Annotated in this window: 1 pseudogene; it reads left to right on the top strand. The window is 66.5% G+C overall.

Annotation, left to right across the window (positions count from 1 at the left end):
• Positions 1 to 248, top strand: a pseudogene (locus tag F7R02_RS26220) (hypothetical protein); the annotation flags it as partial.

Below are 248 nucleotides of genomic sequence, written 5' to 3'. Positions count from 1 at the left end.
TCCTCAACCGCATCGGCACGCGCAACGCCGAGGCGTGGCTGCTGCGGCTGAAGTTCGCCGACTATCAAGCGCAGATCATGGAGCGGTTCGCCGCGCTCACCAATACCCTCGCCTCGGTGCTGCGCAACGCCGAGGCGTGGCTGCTGCGGCTGAAGTTCGCCGACTATCAAGCGCAGATCATGGAGCGGTTCGCCGCGCTCACCAATACCCTCGCCTCGGTGCTGCGCAAGGCCAAGGCCCGGATGGGG

Origin of the sequence: Xanthomonas cissicola, from assembly GCF_008801575.1 — a bacterium.
Classification (GTDB): domain Bacteria; phylum Pseudomonadota; class Gammaproteobacteria; order Xanthomonadales; family Xanthomonadaceae; genus Xanthomonas; species Xanthomonas cissicola.
The sequence above is the reverse complement of the archived record's forward strand: the minus strand, read 5'-3'. Positions and strand labels throughout refer to the sequence as shown.